The sequence below is a fragment of the Sinorhizobium mexicanum genome (assembly GCF_013488225.1).
Taxonomy (GTDB): Bacteria; Pseudomonadota; Alphaproteobacteria; order Rhizobiales; family Rhizobiaceae; genus Sinorhizobium; species Sinorhizobium mexicanum.
The window spans coordinates 2,011,140-2,033,248 of sequence record NZ_CP041238.1 but is presented as its reverse complement, the minus strand read 5'-3'; the positions used below and the strand labels follow the sequence as shown (position 1 = coordinate 2,033,248).

The window sequence follows — 22,109 nt, the reverse complement described above, 5'->3', positions numbered from 1 at the left end:
GCCGGTCAGAGAGGCCGCCGGATCGGCGGCCTCGCTTCAATTATCGAAAGTACGTCTGGTACAGTTCGTCCGACTTCTTGCCATTGTTGACGAGCGCCTCCGGACGGACGAGGTTTTCCTCGTAGCCGACTTCATGCGGCACGATCTTCTGAAGCATTTCCGATGGCAACACCTTCGGATGGGCCGGGAAATAGTCGGCGCCGAGCAGGATCTTCTGACCGTCTTCCGACAGGAGGAAATCGGTAAAGAGCGCCGCGCCGTAAGGATGCCGGATGTTCTTCGGGATCAGCAGCGTAGCCGTCGTCGAGGCGACGGGGCTCATGAGCTGTGAGGCGACGGGCGCACCGTCTTCCGCACTGATCAGCGGATGATGACAGAAGACATTGAGGGCCATCGCATATTCGCCGGCGATCACCCGGTCGACGAGCGTGCGCGCGCTGCCGGCGCCGAAATTCACGATCTTCTGAGCCGAAAGCTTCTTGAGATACTCTTCCGCCTTTTCCTCGCCCCAGGCAGAACGAAGGTTCGTGATGAACAGTGGCGTGCCGCTCTCGCTGCCGATGCGCCAAGCGATCTGGCCTTGCCATTTCGGGTCGAGAAGGTCCTCGTAGCTCTTCGGGACGTCGGCCGCATTCACCATGTCGGTGTTATAGGCCATGCAGTAATAGCTGACCCGGGTCGCCGCCCACAGATGGTTGGGATCGCGGTAGGAATCCGGATACTGATCGAGCATCGGCGAGGTGAAAGTCTGAACCGCCTCGGCCTTGATCAGGTTTTCGCTGACGCTGGTGCCTTCGACGACGTCGACGACGACATTGTTGGCGCGCTCTTCGGCAAGCACACGCTGCGCGATATCCTCGGAGTCGCCGCGCCAGAAGGTCACGGTCACCGATGGATATTTCTTCATGAAGGCGTCGGTGAGCGGCTGCAGGGCCTGATCGGCAATCATTGCCGAATAGACAACGAGTTCACCTTCCTTGGCGGCGCCTTCCGCGAGAACCTTCTCTCTATCGGCACCGGCGTAATGCAGGATCTCCTCCTGACTCTGCGCAAACACCGGTGTCCCGAGACCCGCCAAAAGCGGGAAAGCCATGACTATGCTAACTGACTGCGTAATGCGGCTCCGTCTGTTCATTGTCTTCCTCCCAAAGACTGCTGGTGATGATGAGGGCGTCGGCTATCTTCACACCCCTCCCCTGGGTGCGAACGAAGACCGGATTGAGATCGATGGCCGCAAACTGGCCGTCGGTCGACGCCACGAAGTTCGAGAACGCGACGAGACAATCAATCAGGGCTTCTCTATCGAGTGGGGGGGCGCCGCGGAAACCGTCGAGCTGAACGGAAATCTTCAGCCGGGCGACCATCTCGGTGGCCTGCTGACGGGTCAGCGGAGCCAAACCGACACTTGCATCCTTGAACACCTCGACCATTACGCCGCCGCCGCCCACGACAACCAGCGGGCCGAATTGTTCGTCATACGTCATGCCAATAATGAATTCCGCGCCTTCACCAACCATTTCCTGGACGAGGATACCGTCGATGGCAGCCTTCGGACAGGCCGTTTTGGCATTTGTCAAAATCTTCTGCGACATCATTTCGGTATCGTCGACGGTGGCGCCAAGATGGACGCCGCCGACATCCGACTTGTGCGGGATATCGCGGGATTGGATTTTCAGGGCGACGCGGCCGCCGATCTTCTCGGCCAGGACTTTTGCTTCCTTTGGCGTCGCAGCAAGATATTCCCGCGTTATCGGAAGGCCGGCGCGGCCGACGATGCGCTTGCTTTCCGCCTCGCTGAGGGCAACAGCGGCGCTGACATTCCCGGGCGCGGGGCGCGTCTGCGGTGGCTCGCGGCGCGTGGACATGTTGTGCCGAAAGGCCGCGTAATCGGTCAAGTGGCGGATCGCGCGCAACCCGAGTTCGATATCCTCCACAAGCGGCAGCCCCTTCTCTCTCGCATAGCCGCGCCAATGCGCCGTCAGACTGTTCGAGATGAAGGAGAGTGCCAGCAGCGGCTTGCTTGCCGTCCTGGCGATCTCCGCCATGCGCCCGACGAGCCTTTCGTGATTCTCGGCGCCTTCGAGGCGCATGCCAAGGACGAGCCCGATGACATCGATCTCGGCAGTATCGAGAAGCGCGCCGACGACGCCTTCGATCGCGCCCTCCTGACGTAGGCGTGGCATGCCGACCGTATCGAGCGGATTGCCGAAATCGCGCAAAACGCCGAGCGCCTCGCCGACCCGGCGGCTGGTCTCCTCGTCGATCCGTCCGAAGGTGACGCCGGCCCGCTCGCCGAGATCGCCGATCAGCGATGTGGCGCCGCCCGAGACAGTCAGCAGGCAGACGCGATCACCCGCAGGCAGGGGCGCCGTTGCCAGCAGCGCTGCCGTTTCCACCAGTTCATCGAGGCTTGAAGCGGCAGCGACGCCATTGGCACGAAACAGTGCCTCATAGGCCTCGTGCCTGCCGGCAAGCGTGCCGGTGTGGGCGAAGGTGGCGGCCTGACCGGCGGTGCTCTGGCCGAGCTTCAGGATGACCAACGGTTTGACTCTCGATGCCCGCTCGACCGCGGCGCGGAACCGCCGCCCGTCCTTTGCACCCTCCATGATGCAGGCGATGACGCTCGTCTTCGGGTCATCCGCAAGGAAATCGATATAGTCCGCAAGATCGAGAACTGCCTGGTTACCGATGGAGATCAGATAGTTCATGCCGATGCCGCGATTGGCACTGAGTTCGGCAACCGCATTGAGCAGGCCGCCGCTCTGCGAGACGAGCGAAATGCCGCCGGCATCGAGTTTTGCGGGAATGTCGGCCATGGTCGCGGCAAACCGGTGGGCGAGCGTCGCGATACCCATGCAATTGGGTCCGGCGATCGCCATGCCCGAAGCCCTCGCGATGGCTTGAAGACGCTCCTGTCGCTCCCTGCCCTCGGGCGTTCCGGCATCGGCAAAACCCTCGGACACGACGAGAGCGGCGCGAACGCCAATCGATGCGGCCTCCTTGACAAGGGCGAGCACGCCTTCGGCCGGAACCGATATCACGATGCAATCCGGCACGGCAGGCAAGGCGTTGAGGCTGGGGACGCAGGGCACGCCGGCGATCTCCGAGGCGTTGGCATTGACCGGCCAGATCTTGCCTTCGAACCCGGAGCGCAGCGCCGAATTCAGCATCTTGTTGCCGGCGCCGCCCTTGGCGGATACCCCGACAAAGGCAACGGAACGAGGCGCAAGCAGGCTCCTGGCAAGAAGGGAATGTATCTGGCCAGTCATGTGTTCCTCATTCCCTCACGACACGGAACTTGGGGAGCGTGAAGCCCTGGGCGGGATGGTCCTCGTAGACGATCTCCACAATCTGCCCGATCTTGTGGATGTCGGTCGGCAGGTCGCCGCCGACGAGCTGCGAGCTGATCAACGGCCCTTCGTCGAGCTCGATCAGCGCGTAGACGTACGGCACCTCTTCCTTGAAGCCGGGATGGAAAGCCCAGTGATGGATGTTGAAGGCGAAGATCTTGCCGCGCCCGGACGCCTCCGTCCATTCGCAGTTGGCGGCGAAGGGTTCGTTCTCGTGGTTCTGGCAATAGGCCTTCGGCCAGTAGACCGCGCCGCATTGATTGCATTTCCAGACGAGCAGCTTGTGCTCTTTCAGCCCGTCCCAGAAGGCTTCATTGTCATGGTCGATGCTGGGATAGGGCTTCTTCCAGTCGAGATCGACCGTGTAGGATTGCGGATTGACGTTCATGCGTGCCTCCCGAGCAGCGTGCAGGTGTGGATCGAGCACATGCCGGGAGAGACAAGCTCGCCGCCATGGCCGGTGGTCAGAACGATGTCGCAATCCTCGATCTGGCGTTCGCCGGCTTCGCCGCGAAGCTGCCGGACGGACTCGGCAAGCCCGGTCAAATCGCCGAGGTGGTAGCAGGAGAGCAGGCCGCCGCCGGTGTTGACCGGGATCGAGCCACCGGGCGCCATGTTGCCGTCAGCGACGAAGGCGCCGCCCTCCCCTTTCTTGCACCAGCCGTAGTCCTCGAGTTGGAACAGAACCTCTGCCGTGAAGCAGTCGTAGAGCTGGGCGCAGTCAACATCGTCGAGCGTGATATCGGCCTGGCCGAAAGCCTGCTTCTTGGCTGGCTCGACGGCCATGTGGGTGAAATTCTTCTTCTCCCACCACAAGTCGGCGGAGACTTCGCCAAATCCCTGGCCGAGCACGTAGACTGGCTGCTTGGCGCAATCTTTGGCGCGGTCCGCCGTGGTGAGGATGAAGGCGATCCCGCCATCGGATACCTGGCTCATGTCGAGCAGATGATAGGGTTCAGCGACCAGCGGAGAGCTCTGGTGATCCTCGATGGTGATCGGACGGCCATACATCTTGGCTTCCGGGTTCATGCAGGCCCACTCCCGTTGGGCGACGGAAATGGCGCCGAGCTGGGCGCTGGTCGTGCCGTAGACGGCCATGTGGCGGGCCGCCATCCAGCTGTGGTGGCTGACAGCGCGGGAGTCCCCGAGCGGCTTTCCCCAGTAGCCTCGCTTTTCAGCATGCGCCATGCCGCGAAACCCCTTCTTGCGGGTCTCCTGCGATTGCGACCAGTCTGTGACCGCTCCCATCAGCACGACATAGTCCGCGATGCCCCGGTCGAGGTATGACATGGCGGCGGCCATGCCGAGACCGGCCAGTGCCCCGCCTCGCCCACAGGTGAAGTAGAAATTGTTCTTGATGCCGAGAACACGCGTGAAGGCGTCCGAATAACTGGCGCGGTCGCCGCCGCCGCCCGTACGTCGAAGATCGATCGCACCACCGATATCGGCCCTTGTCAGGCCGGCATCGGCGATCGCAAGCCTCGCCGCCTCTGCCGCGATCATTCGTTCCGATCGGTCCGGCTGCGGCCCGGCGACGACGCCGAGACCAACGATCGCGTATTTTCCAGAAGATGCATGCTTTCCCACCTCGATCATCCTTTCGTCATCGTGAACGCTTCGTAATTCTCGGTCGCTAGGCCCTGCGTGCTGGCATCGATCTTTTGCACTCCCGTTCCGGGGCCGGACGGTAGGCGGAGCACCCCATCTTCGACCGACAAGCCACCAAAGGGGTCGCCGAGTAGTCGCTCGAACTCGCCGAGCTCGCAGGCGTATTCCGCCCCCGGAAGTGCGCAGGCGAGATGAATGGCGAAGGAGGAGAGCAGCCGGCTGCCGACGGCGGCACCCATCCGGTACCTTATGCCCGCCTGCTCGCAGAGCGCGGCCGCCGTGAGCGTGTTTCGGATACCACCGAGCTTCGGGATCTTCAGGCTGATCGCATCGACACGTCGATGCTTTGCCAGGTCATAGACCTCTGCGAGAGAGCCCGCCGCCTCGTCGGCCTCGACGGCGATCGGGACCATCCTCGTCACAAGTGACAAGCCTTCGAGATCCTCGGCTGGCACCGGCTGCTCGACGAGCTCGATGCCATGGTCCGCCATTTTAAGGATCGCGGTTATTGCATCCTTCGGCGAATAGGACTGGTTGGCATCGATCGTCAGATGCACGTCTGGGCCGACCTCGGCACGGATGGCCGCGACCCGCGCGACGTCCTCATCGACTTCGCCGTGCACCTTGATTTTGAGGTAACGATATCCTTGGTCGACCAGGCGCCTTGCCTGCGCAGCCATCTCATCCGGTGACTTGATGGCGAGAATGCGCAGGATCGACACCTCGCTGCGCAGTTTGCCGCCAAGCAGCGTCGCGAGCGGGACATTCAACGTCCGTGCGAGAAGGTCGTGGAGCGCGCAGTCGACAGCGGCCTTGGCCTGTGGAGCCCCGCGGAGCCTGCGGTCGAGCCTCTGCATGATGGCGCCGATCTCGTCGGCGCGGCTGCCGACCACCAACGGACGAAAATGACCGAGTTCGGCAACGAGCGTGGACTTAATCGAGCCCATATGGGCGGTGGCCGAGGCATAGCCGAACCCCTCCGCCTCTGCGGTTGCGATGCGCAGGATCACACCTTCCGTGTTCGGATTGGCACCAAGCGCGAACTTCCATTCCGGATCGTCCTTCTTCAGGACCACCGGCTCGACATCGAATGCGACAATTTCCATGATTCAGCTCCCGTTGCGCGAAACGTCGGCAGAGCAGAATCCTCAGGTGGTCGCGGCCTCGCCATTGATCGCAACGACGCGGCGGCCGAGATAGTGGGCCTCGGGACCGTAGAGCAGGTCGCGCACGTCGGTAGGCGTCAACAGTTTGATGAGCTGGTCGGTCTGGCCGCTCAGCGGCAGCACCAGCCCGCCCGCCTGCGCAAGGTCGAGAACGACGTCCATATCCTTCTCGTGCCAGGTGAACCGAGTTCCGTCCCAACGCTCCAGCGTATTGTTGTAGCCGGGGCTCTTCAGCAGAATCTCGCGCATGCGCTGCGCATCGACGCCGTAGCGCTTGGCAAGGAGCAGCGCTTCGTAATTGCCGACACAATGGATCCAGTGCAGCAGATTGTTGCAGGCTTTGGCGAGTTGTCCGGAGCCGACATCGCCGACATGCAGGACGTCGCGGCTGTAGCTCATCAACACCGGACGCGCCATTTCGACATCGGCCTCGCGTCCACCGCAGAGCGAAAGAAGCGTACCCTCGCGCGCTCCCTCCAGACCGTAGACAACCGGCGCGTCGATGAACCGGACACCATAGCCGTCACAGTAATCGCTGAGTTCGCGCATCGTGCCCGGATTGTTGGTCGCGGCGATCGCAATGACCGAGCCCTTTTTGGCGAGGGGCGCCAACTCCCTGGTTACGGCACGCGACTGGTCATCGGTCGCGACGACGACGATGAAGACGTCGGCCATCGTCGCGAGATCGGCGAGGTCTTTCGCGGCCATGATATCCGCCGCCGAAGCCTTGGCGAGACAGTCCGCATCAAGGTCGTAGGCAGCCACGGCGAAGCCCGCCTTCAGCACGTGCGATGCCATGGCCAATCCCATTGCGCCGACACCCACGAATCCAACTCTTACTGACATGCAATCCTCCCCGTGCCTACTGCATGTTTCCTTAAATCGGATCCGATTTAAGGATAAAAACATGCACTAATTCAAAGTACTACAGCCGTTTGCGCGTCTGACGCGGTGCTGTAGAAAAGCCAGCCGAGACCCTTGGGACGCGCGGCGCGTTCCCTGAAGGCCGACCATGATCAGGCGATGATTGAATCCGGACTGTCCGGAAATACTCCTCCTCGACCGTCGCTTCGATTGTGCGACACCGTCTCCTCACGGCTTCGTACAACCCCGTCCTGAAGGATTTCTCGCTTCGGTCTTCCCTTGCGGAAATCGATTGTGGCCGCCGGGAATGATCGAAGTCTGCGGTTGGGAAGTTCTAAAATCAAGAAGAATGATTTGATATCGTTCAAACCAAAAGTTAGAACTGACTATCGTCAAATCCAGTTTCTCGGGGAGGTGAAATATGGATCTGCGTTCGGTCAACCGATTCCTTGCAGTCGCTGAATTGGGCAGCCTGAACAAGGCCGCGCAACGCCTCAATCTTTCCCAGCCGGCGCTTTCGAAAAGCATCCAGATGCTTGAATATGCTTTCGGCGTCCCTCTGCTCGACCGCGGGCCTCGCGGCATCACGCTCACCTCTTTCGGCGAAGCGGTGTTCGATCACGCCCGGCGCATTGCGGCCGAGATGCGCAAGATGGAGAGCGATATCAAAGCGCTCCGCACGCTCGGCTCGGGCGAGATCAACGTCGGCGCTCCGCTTGGCCCCGACAGCCGCACGCTGGCATTCGCGATCCTCAGACTTGTGACTGACGAGCGGCGCCTCACCATCAACATCGCCAATGGTACCCGCAGCGACCTGATCCGTCCCTTGCTTCTCGGGGATCTCGATTTCCTGATCGCCACCCTCTTCGAGCCAGAGGATCTTCCGCCCGATGTCGAACAGAGCGAACTCTATCTCGATTCCATGATCCTCGTCGTACGCGCCGGTCACCCCATGCTCGAGGGCCACCAGATCGAGCTCAGCGAACTGACGCAGTATCCTTGGGTGGTACTGACCGGCAACCGCGATCTCGAAGGCGCGCTCCGCAAGCTTGTCGGTACCGAATTCAATAAATCGGTATTGCGCAGCGGCTCTCCGATGTTCGTCAAGAACATTCTTCAGAAGAGCGAGTTCATCGGCCTTGTGCGCCAGGACGCCGTGCGCATCGAGCTCGAGACCGGTTCGTTGGTCGAGATCGACATATCCGCTCAGCTCGACATCCACGAGCTCGTGCCACCGCAAAAGGTGGGGCTGATCTTCCGATCGGACGTCTCGATTCCGGTCGCGAGCCAGGCCCTGATCCAGGAGATCACGGCGGCGGCGCGCACAAACCCCGACGCCCTTACCAAGCTGACGAAAATATAAGACCGGAAGCGCGACCCTGCCCTTTTGCGGACGGCGAGGCAGTCGGCGGAACGGTCGACGCGTCTCCACAGGAATTCGCGATAGCCAGATATTCACGGAATTTTAGGCACTTGCGGAACACATATGGAACAGATAGTGTCTGTTCTTGATTTGTTTCGCGATTCTGGAGTGACGCGCCATGCTAACCCGCAAGCAGCAGGAATTGCTTCTGTTCATTCACGAACGAATGAAGGAATCCGGGGTGCCGCCGTCCTTCGACGAGATGAAAGACGCACTGGACCTCGCCTCCAAGTCGGGCATCCATCGGTTGATCACCGCGCTTGAAGAGCGCGGGTTCATTCGCCGTCTTCCCAATCGGGCGCGCGCACTAGAAGTCATCAAGCTGCCCGAGGCCTACACGGCGAACCCGCAGCCTCGGCGTGGCTTCTCGCCAAGTGTGATCGAAGGCAGCCTGGGCAAGCCACCTGCCGCGCCTGCCGCCACAGCCAAATCGGCGTCGCCGAGCGATACTGCATCGGTTTCAGTGCCGGTCATGGGGCGAATCGCAGCCGGTGTCCCGATTTCCGCGATCCAGAACAACACACACGATATTTCCGTCCCGATGGAGATGATCGGCAGTGGCGAACACTACGCGCTCGAGATCAAGGGCGACTCGATGATCGAGGCGGGCATCTTCGACGGCGATACCGTGATCATTCGGAATACGAGCACGGCCAATCCCGGCGACATCATCGTTGCACTTGTGGATGACGAAGAGGCAACCCTCAAGCGGTTCCGCAGAAAAGGCGCGTCCATTGCGCTCGAAGCGGCCAACCCGGCCTATGAAACGCGTATATTCGGGCCGGACCGCGTCAAGATCCAAGGCAAGCTCGTCGGCCTTATTCGCCGCTATCACTAATTGAGCCGGGCTATTGCCCGGCAAAAGTCGGGCACCGCGATCCGACTTGCGCAGGCCAGCGGGCGCCTACAGAGCCCTGCGTCTTATCGCACCGCAACGGTCGCTGTAGCACTGAATTGCTGCATGTCTTTGTCCTTAAGTCGAGGTCGACTCAAGGACAAAGACATGCAGTAGAAAATCACGCTGCAACTTTGGGCGGCCAAGCGAACGGCCTTTACAGCCTTAGGCGCCGATCGCGTTCATGACAGCACCGATCGCCGCGAAGCGCGTTTGCGCGCCGAACGACTGTGCCGTCAGCCAAACAACAAAGCGTCTGCCTACGCACTTGTCATTGATTTTCTTGAAATAAAGCTTTGGAGGCCTCGCCCGGAATTGAACCGGGGTACAAGGATTTGCAGTCCTCTGCGTCACCACTCCGCCACGAGGCCTCACACGCCCGATCGATCAAGCGATGGCCGGCGTTTAGAACGAATCTATGAGGAGTGCAAGGGGGAGTGGTCCGAAAAAGGGTGGGACGACGCGAGGTCATCCCCGTTCTCCGCAGCGTTCCGACAATGCGGCCCCTGGCGCTCCGCTGCCGCATGTGCCCTTTCAGGATTTGTCGGAAGAATTTTGCTGGCCGCGCCAGCGCGCCCACCAGACCGCCAGCTTGCGGCGACGGCGGCGGATTGCGGGTATGTCGTGAGAAAGCACGAGCAGTCCCAGAGGAATCATCCAGAAGCCTAGTACCGGCAGAAAACCCAGCAGTCCGCCCAAGACAAGGAGCGTGCCAAAGAGAATCCGCAGCACCGGCGAGTCGGGCAAGTTCATACGCCATTTGCCGAGGACGAGTTCGTGCGTCTGCGGATCAATGCCGAAATGCCGTTCTTTCCTGTCGTTCGTCATTATTGCTCTTTCATACTCCTCCCCAGAATTGGGGCCTTCTCCACAGCCTCGCAACCGACGTTGTCATTTTTTTTGAAAAACCGCTTGGCAAATCGAAAAAGCATTTGTATTAGCAGCCTCACTTCTGCGGCGCAGATGATCCCTGGTAGCTCAGCGGTAGAGCACTCGACTGTTAATCGATAGGTCGCCGGTTCGAATCCGGCCCGGGGAGCCAGTTTCAAAGAGCCATTCGCGGCGAAGGCCCGAATGGCTCTTTTCGTTTGTCGGTATAGTCTCTGAAGGTTCCTCATGCGTGTTGCATGGCTTTTCCTGATTCTCGCAATCACGACAGAGGTCGCCGGTCTCACCGCGATGAAGGCTGCTTCCGCCTCCGGCTCCTATGTCGGGCATGCGATCATGTACGCCTCGATCGCGCTCTCATACGTGTTCCTTGCCAAGGCCGTGAAGACGATCTCCGTCGGCGTCGCCTATGCCATCTGGGAAGGGTCCGGTGTCGCCCTCATCACGCTTGTCTCCGTGTTCGTCTTTGGCCATGTGCTGAGCGGTCGCGAGATGCTGGGCCTGTCAATGGCTATCGTCGGAATACTGCTTGTCAACGCCGGTGAGGTGCCGGAAGAGGAAGCGGAGGGAGAAGCAGCCCGATGAGCGCAGACGGCTTCTATTTCGCTTTCGCGGTTATGGCGGGCATCCTCGACGTCGCAGCGAATCTGGCGTCCACGAAGTCGAACGGCTTCGCGCGGCGCGGTTGGGGGGTGCTTTCGATTCTCCTGGTACTTGCCGCATTCGCGCTGCTCGCCGAAGCGATCAAAGGTATGGAACTTGCCATCGCCTATGCAGTGCTCGGCGCGACCGGCATCTTCGGCACAGCGATCTGCGGGCGCCTCTTCTTCGGTCAGAAACTGAAACCTGTCGGCTGGGTCGGCTTGTCGCTCGTCTTCGGCGCGGTACTCGTGCTTCACACTGCCTGACGAGGCCGCCCCTTTGAACGGGATTGCTCCTTTTTCATGGCGGCTGCGGGTGCACGCTGGGGGATTAGCCAGTTGAGAAGCGCAAAGTAGACGCCATAAGGCAGGAACCGCACCAGCTTAACGGCATAGGTAAAGCGTTTCGGGAAGGTGATCTCGAAGCGCCCGGATTTCAAGCCGAGGCATATGCGCTCCGCCGCCTCATCGACGCTCACCAGAGCCGGTCGCGGGAACTTGCCTCTGGCCGAAGCGGCCGTGTCGACAAAGCCCGGACAGATCAACTGCATGCGGATACCGAGACGATCGAGGTCGAATTTCAAGCTCTCAGCCATATTGATGAGTGCCGCCTTGGTGGCTCCGTAAGCGGCGCTCATCGGCAGGCCGCAGTATCCCGCCACCGATGACACGACGGCGATCTGGCCATGACCGTTCGTCTTCATGTGCTCGACAACGGGCACGAGGCAATTGACGACGCCATATAGATTGACGGCGAAGCTCTTGTCGAAGGCTTCCCGACCAAGATCATCGCCGCGCACCGGAATCGCGACCCCCGCATTGAGCACGGCCAAAGCCACCCGCCCGTGGTCGTATTCGATGGCGGCCAGCAAGCGCTCCATGTCACGCGGGTCGGTGACGTCGCCATCGAGAACGACGATCCTGCCCGGTCCTGAAGCCTCATGCTGAAGTGCCACGAGCTTCTCGTGGCTGCGTGCCGTGACGACCACCGAGTAGCCCTCCTCAACCAGCCTGAGGGCCACGGCGCGGCCGATGCCCGAACTCGCCCCTGTTATCCAGACCAGTCCATGCTCGGGTCGGGCTGTGAATGCTGTCGTCATTTCGTCCTCGCGTCCATCGGGAAGGGCTTTCCCTTCCAAAGCCCGTGGCTGTCTCCCCCGGCCCGGGCTCAATACCTCTCCGACGGCAGCGCCTTCCCAAATTTTCCTCGTACGACCGATCTTTTCACGACCGAGACGAATTTTGCCCGGGACAGGTTAGCTGCGAAACGCTATTTCTTGCCTCGTGCACAGGCTGAGCCGAAAACACGCCAATATTTCGGCGATCTTGCCTGTAAACCAAATGTTTATCGGATCGTCGTTCATCAGGGATTATGCTGGGTTGAAACCCGGTGTCCGTTCCGTCCAGCGTGAGGTTTGCAAAATGACCGTTCTTCCGTCCGTGCTCGAAGCGATCGGCAACACGCCGTTGATCCGGCTCCAGGCCGTTTCCGAAACCACCGGCTGCACCATCCTCGGCAAAGCGGAATTTCTCAATCCGGGGCAATCGGTCAAGGACCGCGCCGCCCTCTGGATCATCCGCCAGGCGGAAAAATCCGGGCAGTTGAAGCCCGGCGGCGTCATCGTGGAAGGCACCGCCGGCAACACTGGAATCGGTCTCGCGGTCGTCGCGAGCGCGCTCGGATATCGCACGGTCATCGTCATTCCCGAAACGCAGAGTCAGGAAAAGAAGGACGCGCTGCGCCTGCTGGGTGCCGAACTCGTCGAAGTTCCCGCAGTGCCGTACAAAAATCCCAACAACTACGTGAAGATTTCGGGGCGACTGGCCGCCGAACTTGCCAAGACAGAACCGAACGGCGCGATCTGGGCAAACCAGTTCGACAATGTCGCGAACCGCGACGCGCATGTCGAAACGACAGCGCCGGAAATCTGGCGTGACACCGACGGCAAGGTCGACGGCTTCATCTGCGCGGTGGGCTCTGGAGGCACGCTCGCCGGCGTGGCGCAAGGATTGCGGGCCAAGAATCCGGCCGTCAAGATCGGTATTGCCGATCCGGAAGGGGCCGCACTTTACAACTACTATGCACATGGCGAGCTCAAGGCGAGCGGAAGCTCTATCACGGAGGGTATCGGTCAGGGCCGCATCACCGCCAACCTCGAAGGTTTCACGCCAGACTTCGCCTACCAGATTCCCGATTCGGAAGCTGTGCCCTACGTCTTCGACCTGATCGAAAAGGAAGGGATCTGCGTCGGGGGCTCGACGGGCATCAACATTGCCGGTGCGGTACGGCTCGCCAAGGATCTCGGCCCCGGCCACACGATCGTGACGATTCTCTGCGACTATGGTAACCGCTATCAGTCGAAGCTCTTCAACCCCGACTTTCTGACCTCCAAGGGCCTGCCAGTACCGAACTGGCTGAAGTCCACTTCGAATGTCACCGTGCCATACGAACCCGTCGGATAAAATTTGCGATGACCAACACCGTTACCGCCCTCTTCCGTGAAGATTTCTACCTCTCGACCTGCGAGGCAAACGTGACCGGAATTCTCGAGGACGGGGGGATCGAGCTTGATCAGACGTGCTTCTACGCCACCTCCGGCGGGCAGCCGGGCGATACCGGCTTTCTCGAGCGTCGCGATGGAAGCCGAATCGCGATCACAGGCACCCGGCACGGCGCCACCAAAGACGTCATCATCCACGCCCCGGCAGAAGGTCAGGCTTCGCCGGCGATCGGCGAAAAGCTGGTGCTCCACATCGACTGGCCGCGCCGGTACCGATTGATGCGCATGCATACCGCCTGCCACTTGCTTTCCGTCGTTTGCCCTTTCCCGATCACCGGCGCCGCCGTCGGGGAGGACGAAAGCCGTGTCGACTTCGACATGAGCGAGACGATCGACAAGGACCAGGTGACGGCCGCGCTCATGAAGCTCGTTGACGAGAACCACCCCGTCTACGTGCAATGGATCACGGATGAGGAGCTCGCCGCCAACCCCGGCATCGTCAAGTCGAAGAATGTCCGCCCGCCGATGGGGCTTGGCAGGGTGAGCCTCGTCTGCATCGGAAAAGACTCCGCCGTCGACAGCCAGCCCTGCGGTGGCACGCACGTTTCCGAGACCCAGGAGGTGGGCGCGATTCACATCGCCAAGATCGAAAAGAAGGGTAAGGAGAATCGGCGTTTTCGGATACGCTTCGGAACGCCGGACGAACGTGCGGCCGTCTGAGTCGGTGGAGTGACGACAATGGATAACAAGAACGAGAACAAGAGTGCTTTTGTCGTCTCTGCGGACTGGCTCCAGCAGCGTCTTGGCGAACCGTCGGTGAAGATCCTGGATGCTGCCTGGTACCTGCCGGCGCAGAACCGGGATCCGAAATCGGAATACGCGGCCGCGCACATCCCAGGTGCCATATTCTTCGACCAGGATAAGATCGCCGATCAATCGAGCGGTTTGCCGCATACCCTCCCCTCGCCGCAAGCCTTCGCCCAGGCCGTCGGCGCCATGGGCATCGGCGAGAACGATACGATCGTCGTTTACGACGGGCCGGGAATCTTCACCGCGCCGCGTGTGTGGTGGATGTTCCGGATCATGGGTGCAACGAACGTTTTCGTTCTCGATGGCGGGATGGATGGCTGGAAGGCGGAGGGACGACCGACGACAAAGGAAGTCCCGAACCCGACGCCGCGTGTCTTCAATGCTACGTTCGATGCGGCCGTCGTCACCTCTTTCGAGCGCATGAAGGAAGTTGTCGAGAACCGGCTCGCGCAGATTGCCGATGCGCGCGGCGCAGGCCGCTTCACCGGCGAGGAACCGGAGCCGCGAGCCGGCATGCGCTCGGGGCATATGCCTGGAGCCAGGAGCCTGCCATCCGGCGTTTTTTCCCAAGGAGGCAAGCTCAAGAGCCTCGGCGCCTTGCGCCAAACCTTTAGTGATGCCGGCGTCGACCTGACGCAGCCGGTCGTCACCACTTGCGGGTCCGGCATCACCGCGGCGATCATAACTCTTGCCCTTCAATCGTTGGGGCACACGGACAATACGCTCTACGATGGCTCCTGGTCGGAATGGGGCGGACGACCCGACACGCCGGTCGTGACCGGCAGAGAGTGAATGCCATGCCAGGATCGAAACCTGCAGCGATCACGGCGCACGTGACCGAACTCGAAATGACGTCACCGCCCAAACAAAGCCTGCCGATACCCGTCAATATCCACACGGCGGTATTGCGTGTACCGGACATCCCGCTCGCCTACTACCGCTTCCTTTACCTTCGCGTCGGCAAGCGCTGGCATTGGACGGAGCGCCTGCGGATGAGCGACGAGGACCTGGCGGAGGTGCTCCACAACAAGGCAGCGACGGTCACCGTACTCTATGTCGACGGTGCGCCGGCTGGCTTCTTCGAACTGCACGAACGCGAAGACGCTGTTATCGAACTCACCCATTTCGGCCTGATGGAACACGCGCTCGGTCTCGGCCTGGGCAAATGGTTCCTGCTGCAGACGTTGCTGGCGGCCTGGGCGATGAACCCCAGCAAGGTCAAGGTGATGACGAACAATCTCGACCACCCGCGCGCCCTTCAGCTTTACCAGCAGTTCGGTTTTTCGCCCGTTGCGACGCGGGAGGCAATTGTCGAACCGTTGAGTGACGACGAGTTGCTGGCCTTGGCAAGAAAGCTCTGACGGATACGGCACAGCGCGCAGCGCAGCAGCGCTCTAAATTCCAGCACGGTTCCCCATAAATCGGGCTTCCGATCGAAAACATGCGATAGGCAAGTTTCGGGTGTCGGTACGACCAGAAACGGCGCATCCATCTCCTCAAGATTGCTTTTGACGAGGAGAACCGCCATGGCCCTGCGCTACATCCCGATGCCCGACGACGACGCAGAACGACTGCGTGGTAGCGGTCTTGATGCTTATGGGAACCACCCTGAGCAGCGTATTTCGGATGGCGCCGGCGTTCCCTGCCGGCATTGTCTCAGCAACGTCGATCGCGGCAAACCCTATCTTGTCCTGGCTTATCGGCCCTTTACGTCAGTGCAAGCTTACGCGGAGACCGGACCGATCTTCCTGCATGCCGACGAATGCCCGGCACACGACGGGCAGTCGCTGCCGCCCATCCTCGCATCCAGCAAGGAGTATCTGTTGCGGGGATATGGTAGCGACGATCGCATCGTCTACGGAACCGGTGGCGTCGTTGGCGTGGAAAGCCTGACGGAGCGCGCCGAAGAACTGCTCGCTCGGGCGGACGTCGCCTACGTGCACGTGCGTTCCGCCAAATACAATTGCTATCAGTGCCGTATCGAGATTAGCTGAGACTAAAGCGCGTCCTATGAGACGCACAAAGGCCCGGCATGAACGCCGGGCCCGCAAAGGAAGCGTGTCAGGCGACGTTGAGAACAGCCTCGGGCGCGTGGGCATCATAGCCGAGAGCCTCTGCCACAGGCCCGTTCGTTACCCGGCCTTTGTGCACGTTCAGACCGGCACGCAGGTGCCGGTCCTCGGCGATCGCCTTGAGGCCGCGATCGGCGAGTTGCAGGCCGTAGTAAAGCGTGGCGTTGTTCAACGCATGCGCCGACGTCACCGGCACCGCGCCCGGCATATTCGCGACGCAATAGTGCACGACGCCGTCCACCTCGTAAGTCGGATCGGAATGCGTCGTCGCGTGCGAAGTCTCGAAGCAACCGCCCTGGTCGATGGCAACATCGACGATAACCGCGCCCTTTTTCATGCCGGAAAGCATTTCGCGTGTGACGAGCTTGGGGGCGGCAGCCCCTGGGATGAGCACGGCGCCGATCACCAGATCGGCGGAAAAGACTTCATCCTCAAGCGCATCGATCGTCGAGAAGCGGGTGTGAACTCGGCCGTTGAAGATATCGTCGAGCTGACGCAGGCGCGGGATCGAGCGGTCGAGGATCGAAACGTCCGCACCGAGACCGGCAGCCATCTTGGCGGCATGCAGCCCGACAACGCCACCGCCGATGATGGCGACCTTGGCGGGCAACACTCCCGGCACACCGCCAAGGAGGATACCACGGCCGCCGTTCGCCTTCTGAAGCGACGTCGCGCCCGCCTGGATGGCAAGCCGTCCGGCGACTTCCGACATCGGCGCAAGCAACGGCAATCCACCGCGCTCATCCGTTACCGTTTCGTAGGCGACTGCCGTGACGCCCGAGTTGAGTAGTCCCCTTGTCTGCTCGGGATCCGGCGCAAGATGCAAATATGTATAGAGAATTTGGCCTTCCCGCAGTTGGGTCCATTCGGAAGGCTGCGGTTCCTTGACCTTGACGATCATGTCCGACTTTTCGAACACTTCCCTGGCCGCCGAAACGATCCGCGCCCCTGCGGCGCGATAAGCATCGTCGTCTGCCCCGATCCCTGCCCCGGCCTTGGTTTCGACGATCACCTCGTGACCATGGGCGACGTATTCCCGTACCGAACCGGGGGTCAGACCAACACGGTATTCATGGTTTTTGATTTCCTTCGGGCAACCGACACGCATCTGAGCGTTCCTCTCCTTTTGTGGGCTTTGCGCCGCATTGATGATGCTTCCAGCAAAACAGATGGTCTAGCGAATGTCCTTGCAAAGAGATGTCGGACAGCGCATTGGTTTCGAATATTATTGCGTGCTTAAGCGAAATGATGAAGGAAATCACGCATGAGCGAGCTCGACACCATTGATCATGCGATTCTGCGGATCCTTCAGCTGAACGGCAGGATATCCAATGCGGATCTCGCCGCGAAAGTCGGCCTTTCCCCGTCTGCGTGCTCCCGGCGCGTCGACATCCTCGAAAAATCGGGCACGATCAGCGGCTACCACGCCCGCATCGCGCACAAGGCGCTCGACTACAAGATCATGGTCATCGTGCACATCTCGCTGTCGGGCCAGTTCGCCAAGACGCTTACGGAATTCGAGGCTGCCGTAAAACTCTGTCCCAATGTGCTGGTCTGTTACCTGATGTCTGGCGAATACGACTACATCCTGCGCGTCGCGGCCAAGGACCTCGAGGACTACGAGCGAATTCACCGCGACTGGCTGTCGGCCCTGCCGCATGTGGTGAAGATCAATTCTAGCTTCTCTCTTCGCGAGGTCATCGACCGGCCGAATGTCGGCATTTGAGCGTCTTCGGCGTCCAATGCCATTCCGCACTGAGGCGTCGAATAGGCAAGATTCTGCCGCTTTGCCTTGCGGGCGCCTTCCGCCATAGTCCCCTACATTCCAATGCTTTACTGCCGGCTTGTGCCACGTCCGCGCAGAGTTTTTCAACATGGAGACAGTGATGCAGTCGATCACCGCCCCTCATCCCATTTCGCGCCGTTCGCTGCTTGGTGGGCTCGCCGCCTCCTCCGCCCTCGCGATGCTTCATCCTTTTTCCGCACGCGCCGCGGCGAACCAGGCACACCTGCGCATCATGGAGACGACGGATCTGCACGTGCACGTCTTTCCCTATGACTATTACGGCGACAAGCCGAACGACACGGTGGGCCTTGCCCGCACCGCCTCCATCATCGATGCGATCCGTGCAGAGGCAACGAACTCCGTCCTCGTCGATAACGGCGACTTCCTTCAAGGAAACCCGATGGGCGATTACATCGCCTACAAGCGCGGCATGAAGGAAGGCGATCTGCACCCCATCATCGCCGCGATGAACGTGCTCGGATATGATTGCGGCACGCTCGGCAACCATGAATTCAACTACGGCCTGGACTTTATGTTCAACGTTCTCAACGGGGCCAATTTTCCAATCGTCTGCGCCAACCTGACCAGGGGCGCGCTCGCGGCGAACGCACGTGAGGACGCGCTCTTTCTCAAGCCCTATGTCATCCTCGACCGCAAGGTAAAAGACGGCGCCGGCCAGGAACATGCAATTCGCATCGGCCTGATCGGTTTCGTCCCACCGCAGATCATGACCTGGGATGCGAAGAACCTCGAGGGCAAGGCGAATGCACGCGACATCGTGAAGGCGGCGGAAGCCTTTGTGCCGCAGATGCGTGAGGAAGGCGCCGATATCGTCGTCGCGCTTTCCCACTCTGGAATCGGGCAGCAGGACTATGCCGAAAACCTCGAAAATGCATCGGTACCCTTGGCTGCGATCGACGGCATTGACGCCATTGTGACCGGTCACAGCCACCTCGACTTTCCCGGACCTAAATTTGAGGGCTTCGCCGGTGTCGACAACACGAAGGGGCTGATTTCCGGCAAGCCGGGCGTGATGGGCGGCTTCTGGGGCTCGCATCTTGGCCTGATCGACCTGCTCCTCGAGCGCGATGGTACCGCGTGGCGGGTGATCAGCTCGACGAGCGAAGCTCGCCCCATCTATCGGCGGGAAGAGAAGAAGGTGATCGCTCAAGTCGGCGACAAGGCGGACGTTCTGGCCGCCGCGCAGAAAGATCATGAGGCGACGCTTGCCTATGTCCGCACCCCGGTCGGCAAGACCTCGGCACCGCTCTATTCCTATTTCGCCCTTGTCGCCGACGACCCCTCGGTCCAGATCGTCAGCCAGGCGCAGATCTGGTACATCCGCGACATGCTCAAGGACACCGAGCACAAGGACCTGCCGGTGTTGTCCGCGGCGGCTCCGTTCAAGGCCGGCGGTCGTGGCGGCGCCGACTATTATACCGACGTACCGGCAGGCGACATTGCCATCAAGAACGTTGCCGATCTCTACCTCTATCCGAACACGGTACAGGCCGTCGTCATCGATGGAGACCAGGTGCGCAATTGGCTCGAAATGTCGGCCGGAATTTTCAACCAGGTTGCTCCCGGATCGGTCGACGCGGAGCTGATCAACGCGGGATTTCCGTCCTACAATTTCGACGTAATCGACGGCGTCACCTATGAAATCGACCTCACCCAACCGGCGAAGTTCGACAAGGACGGCAATCTGGTGAGCGCCGCGGCAACGCGCATCCAGAACCTGCAATTCGACGGCAAGCCGATCGATCCCACGCAAAGATTCGTGGTGGTGACCAACAACTATCGCGCCGGCGGTGGCGGCAACTTCCCCGATATCGCTTCCGACAAGGTGATCTTCGTCGCGCCAGACACCAATCGCGATGTCATCGTCCGCTACATCGTCGAACAGGGAACGATCAACCCGTCGGCCGATGCGAACTGGAAATTTGTGCGGCTCAAGGACACGAGCGTGGTTTTCGACAGTAGCCCAAAGGCGAGACAGTTCCTGTCGCAGGTAAAAGCCGTTGCGATCGAAGACGCTGGCGAAAGCGCGGAAGGGTTCGCCCGATTCCGTATTAAGCTCTGAGACGCCCGAACGTGGAGGTGGGCCGACAGGCGCTATATTGAGAAGCCGGCCCGCCGTGTTCACGTTCAGAATCTTGCCGCGAGATGCGAGGCGCGGTTGGAAGCTAACGCAAAGGTTCAGAAAAACCCTCTAAACGGCATTATGCGACGATATTCATCGACTGGCGCCCGGCGACGGCGGCGCTACACCGGCCTGGATGGCGAGTCGTCCTGAAAGAGCGCGGCGCGTTGCTCGTCGACGATCTGCCGGCCCTTTCTGAGAGCTGCATCGATGGCATCCTGTTCGGACGCGAAAAGATCGGCACGAATGAAGGTGCGCACCTTCACTCCGGCATCGGGCATCGTCTTTTCGATGCTGCCCGCCAGGCGATATTGCGGTCCCTCGCGCATCGGAGTCGCGCGGATCAAGCAGTCCCCATAGGATTCCGTCTTGCCGGCGGCCTGCGCCGTTTCTTCTTTGGAACCACCACCGGAGAAGCCGAACAATTTCGAGAAAAACGATGCCATATCTCATGGTTAGCCGTGGCCGCTGGCGCTGTCAAAGGCTAAGTGCGCGGCAATGCCGTCCACCAGCAGCAATTCAGAGTGCTACCGCGTCCCCTGCGCGTCTGACTAGACGCGCGGTAGACGCAGAGATCAAATGACGAGATTGGCGAGAATCTCGTTCTCGGTAATGTCCTGGTAGCGCAGGCCAGCCGCGTCGAAGCGCGCCTTCAGAGCCGGGAAGTTTTCCGCGTGCCTGGTCTCTATGCCGATGAGGACCGAGCCGAAATTGCGCGCCGATTTCTTCAAATACTCGAACCGGGCAATATCGTCCTCGTCGCCGAGCAGATTGAGGAAATCGCGTAGCGCGCCGGGGCGCTGGGCCATGCGCAGGATGAAATATTTCTTGAGCCCGGCATGCCGCATCGCCCGCTCCTTGACGTCGGGAAGGCGTTCGAAGTCGAAATTGCCTCCGGATACGACGGCAACCACCGTCTTGCCTTCCAGCCCTTCGCGCCCGAGGATCTCCAGCGCAGTTATGGAAAGCGCGCCGGCCGGCTCCAGAACCACGCCCTCGACGTTCAGCATGTCTATGATCGTCAGGCAAATCGCATTCTCCGGCAACAACATCACCTGCTCCGGCGCAAAGGCAGCCAGCGCGGCGAAGTTCAGGTCGCCGACTCGCGCGACAGCCGCGCCGTCGACGAAGTTGTCCACCTGGTCGAGCGTGATCACGCTGCCGGCCTCCAGGCTCCGCTTCAGGCTTGGCGCTCCCGCCGGCTCGCAAAATACGAAACGATCGGACGAAAGCGTGTCGGCGAGATAGCCGGTGACGCCGGCGGACAACCCGCCACCGCCGACCGGCAGGGCGACGAGATCGGGAACGACACCCCCCGGCAACTGCTCGGCAATTTCGGCGGCTACAGTTGCCTGCCCCTCAATGATGTCCGCATGGTCGAAGGGCGGCACCATGACGCCGGCAATCGCTTCGACATGGTCGCGAGCCGCCTGATAGCACTGGTCGAAAATGTCGCCGACGAGACGGATGGAAATGAACTCGCCACCAAACATGCGAGTCTTGTCTATCTTCTGCTGCGGCGTCGTCACCGGCATGAAGACGACGCCCGGAACGCCGAAGTGACGGCAGACAAAAGCAAAGCCCTGCGCGTGGTTTCCGGCCGAAGCACAGACGAAGGTCTTTCCCGCAGCCCCGGCGGCAAGCGCCTTGCGGAAGAAGTTGAAGGCGCCGCGGATTTTGTAGGAGCGCACGGGCGAGAGATCCTCGCGCTTCAGATAGACTGTCGCACCGTAGCGGGCACTGAGGTGATCGTTGAGCTGCAGTGGCGTCGCCGGAAAGATTTCACGGAGCGCGAGCGCTGCATTTTCAACATCCTGCTTCATCACGTAGGCTCATCCATTGCGTTTACCGAGGCTCACGCTATCGCACATTGACTGGCGCGAGGCCATCGATTTGACACGAATCGATCGGGCAAGACAGTATGGCCACCGCTCTGGGCAACCGCTGGCCTGTTCGACAACT

At 60.8% G+C, this 22,109-nt stretch carries 22 protein-coding genes and 2 tRNA genes; 12 read left to right on the top strand and 12 right to left on the bottom strand.

Annotated elements, in window-relative coordinates; translation table 11 throughout:
• Positions 1-40: 40 nt before the first annotated feature.
• The 6 genes from FKV68_RS09645 to FKV68_RS09620 are packed head-to-tail and all read right to left on the bottom strand — an operon-like array spanning position 41 to position 7,033.
• A complete protein-coding gene (locus FKV68_RS09645) occupies positions 41-1,135 on the bottom strand; it encodes an ABC transporter substrate-binding protein (RefSeq protein WP_180941258.1) in 1,095 nt (364 codons plus the stop codon).
• Positions 1,101-3,269: an acetate--CoA ligase family protein gene (locus FKV68_RS09640; protein ID WP_180941257.1), complete on the bottom strand. Its 2,169-nt coding sequence runs from the start codon at positions 3,267-3,269 to the stop codon at positions 1,101-1,103. The genes FKV68_RS09645 and FKV68_RS09640 overlap by 35 nt, the downstream gene beginning before the upstream one ends.
• 7 nt (positions 3,270-3,276) lie before the next feature.
• Positions 3,277-3,738 carry a Zn-ribbon domain-containing OB-fold protein gene (locus FKV68_RS09635; RefSeq protein ID WP_180941256.1) on the bottom strand — a complete coding sequence of 154 codons (462 nt, stop codon included), beginning with the start codon at positions 3,736-3,738 and terminating at the stop codon, positions 3,277-3,279.
• The gene (locus FKV68_RS09630) at positions 3,735-4,937 is read right to left on the bottom strand and encodes a thiolase family protein (RefSeq protein ID WP_180941255.1); all 1,203 of its coding nucleotides are present in this window, start codon (positions 4,935-4,937) and stop codon (positions 3,735-3,737) included. The genes FKV68_RS09635 and FKV68_RS09630 overlap by 4 nt, the downstream gene beginning before the upstream one ends.
• 5 nt (positions 4,938-4,942) lie before the next feature.
• The gene (locus FKV68_RS09625) at positions 4,943-6,064 is read right to left on the bottom strand and encodes a mandelate racemase/muconate lactonizing enzyme family protein (protein WP_180941254.1); all 1,122 of its coding nucleotides are present in this window, start codon (positions 6,062-6,064) and stop codon (positions 4,943-4,945) included.
• 42 nt (positions 6,065-6,106) lie between these two features.
• Entirely contained in the window at positions 6,107-7,033 is a 927-nt protein-coding gene (locus tag FKV68_RS09620; protein ID WP_180941253.1) for an NAD(P)-dependent oxidoreductase, read from the bottom strand.
• A gap of 376 nt (positions 7,034-7,409) precedes the next feature.
• Here FKV68_RS09620 and FKV68_RS09615 point away from each other — a divergent pair, with 376 nt between their 5' ends.
• The gene (locus FKV68_RS09615; protein WP_180941252.1) at positions 7,410-8,351 is read left to right on the top strand and encodes a LysR family transcriptional regulator; all 942 of its coding nucleotides are present in this window, start codon (positions 7,410-7,412) and stop codon (positions 8,349-8,351) included.
• Positions 8,352-8,529: 178 nt separating this feature from the next.
• Positions 8,530-9,249 carry a transcriptional repressor LexA gene (gene lexA / locus FKV68_RS09610; protein WP_180941251.1) on the top strand — a complete coding sequence of 240 codons (720 nt, stop codon included), beginning with the start codon at positions 8,530-8,532 and terminating at the stop codon, positions 9,247-9,249.
• A 354-nt stretch (positions 9,250-9,603) separates the two neighbouring features.
• On the opposite strand, the gene FKV68_RS09605 is transcribed toward lexA, so the two are convergent.
• Positions 9,604-9,677, bottom strand: a tRNA-Cys gene (locus FKV68_RS09605).
• Positions 9,678-9,840: 163 nt separating this feature from the next.
• The gene (locus FKV68_RS09600) at positions 9,841-10,134 is read right to left on the bottom strand and encodes a hypothetical protein (RefSeq protein WP_180941250.1); all 294 of its coding nucleotides are present in this window, start codon (positions 10,132-10,134) and stop codon (positions 9,841-9,843) included.
• Positions 10,135-10,273: 139 nt separating this feature from the next.
• Between FKV68_RS09600 and FKV68_RS09595 the strand changes: the two genes are divergently transcribed.
• From FKV68_RS09595 to FKV68_RS09585, 3 genes are all read left to right on the top strand, one after another.
• Positions 10,274-10,348: transfer RNA gene (locus FKV68_RS09595), tRNA-Asn, on the top strand.
• Positions 10,349-10,422: 74 nt separating this feature from the next.
• A complete protein-coding gene (locus tag FKV68_RS09590) occupies positions 10,423-10,779 on the top strand; it encodes an SMR family transporter (RefSeq protein ID WP_180941249.1) in 357 nt (118 codons plus the stop codon).
• The gene (locus FKV68_RS09585) at positions 10,776-11,102 is read left to right on the top strand and encodes an SMR family transporter (protein ID WP_180941248.1); all 327 of its coding nucleotides are present in this window, start codon (positions 10,776-10,778) and stop codon (positions 11,100-11,102) included. Before FKV68_RS09590 ends, FKV68_RS09585 begins: the two co-directional genes overlap by 4 nt.
• Here the strand turns inward: FKV68_RS09585 and FKV68_RS09580 are convergent.
• Positions 11,090-11,935, bottom strand: coding sequence for an SDR family NAD(P)-dependent oxidoreductase (locus tag FKV68_RS09580; RefSeq protein ID WP_180941247.1), 846 nt, complete (start codon positions 11,933-11,935; stop codon positions 11,090-11,092). The genes FKV68_RS09585 and FKV68_RS09580 overlap by 13 nt on opposite strands.
• 322 nt (positions 11,936-12,257) lie before the next feature.
• Between FKV68_RS09580 and FKV68_RS09575 the strand changes: the two genes are divergently transcribed.
• The 5 genes from FKV68_RS09575 to FKV68_RS09555 all read left to right on the top strand — a co-directional run bounded on the left by FKV68_RS09575 (position 12,258) and on the right by FKV68_RS09555 (position 16,140).
• Positions 12,258-13,298, top strand: a complete 1,041-nt coding sequence (locus FKV68_RS09575; RefSeq protein WP_180941246.1) for a cysteine synthase A — start codon at positions 12,258-12,260, stop codon at positions 13,296-13,298.
• Positions 13,299-13,306: 8 nt separating this feature from the next.
• Positions 13,307-14,056: an alanyl-tRNA editing protein gene (locus FKV68_RS09570; RefSeq protein ID WP_180941245.1), complete on the top strand. Its 750-nt coding sequence runs from the start codon at positions 13,307-13,309 to the stop codon at positions 14,054-14,056.
• Between the two features lie 18 nt (positions 14,057-14,074).
• On the top strand, positions 14,075-14,938 hold the full coding sequence (sseA, locus tag FKV68_RS09565; protein ID WP_180941244.1) for a 3-mercaptopyruvate sulfurtransferase: 864 nt from the start codon (positions 14,075-14,077) through the stop codon (positions 14,936-14,938).
• A 5-nt stretch (positions 14,939-14,943) separates the two neighbouring features.
• Entirely contained in the window at positions 14,944-15,507 is a 564-nt protein-coding gene (locus tag FKV68_RS09560) for a GNAT family N-acetyltransferase (protein WP_180941243.1), read from the top strand.
• Between the two features lie 165 nt (positions 15,508-15,672).
• On the top strand, positions 15,673-16,140 hold the full coding sequence (locus FKV68_RS09555) for a DUF1203 domain-containing protein (RefSeq protein ID WP_180941242.1): 468 nt from the start codon (positions 15,673-15,675) through the stop codon (positions 16,138-16,140).
• 67 nt (positions 16,141-16,207) lie between these two features.
• Here the strand turns inward: FKV68_RS09555 and ald are convergent, their stop codons facing one another.
• Positions 16,208-17,326, bottom strand: a complete 1,119-nt coding sequence (ald, locus tag FKV68_RS09550) for an alanine dehydrogenase (protein ID WP_180941241.1) — start codon at positions 17,324-17,326, stop codon at positions 16,208-16,210.
• Between the two features lie 156 nt (positions 17,327-17,482).
• Here ald and FKV68_RS09545 point away from each other — a divergent pair, with 156 nt between their 5' ends.
• The gene (locus tag FKV68_RS09545) at positions 17,483-17,944 is read left to right on the top strand and encodes an Lrp/AsnC family transcriptional regulator (protein ID WP_180941240.1); all 462 of its coding nucleotides are present in this window, start codon (positions 17,483-17,485) and stop codon (positions 17,942-17,944) included.
• A 169-nt stretch (positions 17,945-18,113) separates the two neighbouring features.
• Positions 18,114-20,087, top strand: coding sequence for a bifunctional 2',3'-cyclic-nucleotide 2'-phosphodiesterase/3'-nucleotidase (locus FKV68_RS09540; RefSeq protein WP_180941456.1), 1,974 nt, complete (start codon positions 18,114-18,116; stop codon positions 20,085-20,087).
• Between the two features lie 182 nt (positions 20,088-20,269).
• On the opposite strand, the gene FKV68_RS09535 is transcribed toward FKV68_RS09540, so the two are convergent.
• Together FKV68_RS09535 and ilvA are read right to left on the bottom strand one after the other, a co-directional pair.
• The gene (locus FKV68_RS09535) at positions 20,270-20,593 is read right to left on the bottom strand and encodes an HlyU family transcriptional regulator (protein ID WP_180941239.1); all 324 of its coding nucleotides are present in this window, start codon (positions 20,591-20,593) and stop codon (positions 20,270-20,272) included.
• 129 nt (positions 20,594-20,722) lie between these two features.
• On the bottom strand, positions 20,723-21,970 hold the full coding sequence (gene ilvA, locus FKV68_RS09530) for a threonine ammonia-lyase (protein WP_180941238.1): 1,248 nt from the start codon (positions 21,968-21,970) through the stop codon (positions 20,723-20,725).
• Positions 21,971-22,109: the final 139 nt, after the last annotated feature.